At 61.0% G+C, this 831-nt stretch carries 1 protein-coding gene; it reads right to left on the bottom strand.

Going from position 1 to position 831, the window contains the following annotated elements; all coding sequences use genetic code 11:
* Positions 1-53 precede the first annotated feature (53 nt).
* Positions 54-767 (bottom strand): IS6 family transposase, encoded by a 714-nt coding sequence (locus AC2CHD_RS20970; RefSeq protein ID WP_484555205.1) that lies wholly within the window; start codon positions 765-767, stop codon positions 54-56.
* Positions 768-831: the final 64 nt, after the last annotated feature.

Genomic DNA, 831 nt, shown 5'->3' with positions numbered 1-831 from the left:
GGGTCCGTTGCATTAACGCCGCTTCGGCGCAGTAAAAGCAGGAACTGCGATCATCAAGCGGCTTCCGGGAAGAGTTTGGCGACGAAGTCGATCTCGTTTTCAACTCCGGTCTTGCAGCTTTCGAACTGACCCTTGCGGATGGTGCGGAAGGTTTCGATCCCGGCGAGCGCGGCCTTGGCGCCGGCCATGGTCTGGAAGCCACGCATCGGTCGCAGCCGATGTTTTATTGCAGCATGATCGCTCTCAATCCGGTTGTTCAGGTACTTGCGATCGACATGGCGGATTGTGGGCTCTGGCCCGAGCCGGTCGTTGATCTCGCCGATCACCTTGGCGTAGCTGTGCGCCTTGTCAGTGACGATGGTCAGGGGATGATCCAGGCGAACGGTCTCTCGGGCTTGCCGCAGAAACGCCCTTGCAGCCTTGGCATTTCGCCGCGCCGTCAGCCGAAAATCGATCAACTGGCCGAGCTGATCGACGGCGCGCCATAGATAACACCAGCGTCCGCCGACGCGGATGTAGGTCTCATCGACATGCCACTGCAGCCCGCGCCAGGAACGATGGCGACCATATGCCCGTTTGCGGATCTCGGGGCCGAACTTCCGGACCCAGCGGTGAATCGTGGAGGCATCGACCGTCACCCCGCGCTCGGCCAGCAAATCGCGGACGTCGCGGCACGACAGCGGGTAGCGACAGTACCAGCGCACCGCTAGAAGGATGATCTCCCGAGGAAAACGATGCCGCTTGAACGGATTCTTGCGCTGTGCCATCGGACCCCCCATCATTACCAACCCAAGGAACTTGCGGTGGTCGGGCAGTTAATGCAACGGACCC

The organism is Nitratireductor sp. ATLC21 (assembly GCF_057196525.1).
Note: the sequence above shows the minus strand (reverse complement) of the source record. Positions and strands in the feature narration are given on the sequence as shown.

Bases quoted from the DNA above. Each gene is read 5' to 3' on its own strand.
- AC2CHD_RS20970 (WP_484555205.1), bottom strand. From the start codon at position 767: ATGGCACAGCGCAAGAATCCGTTCAAGCGGCATCGTTTTCCTCGGGAG.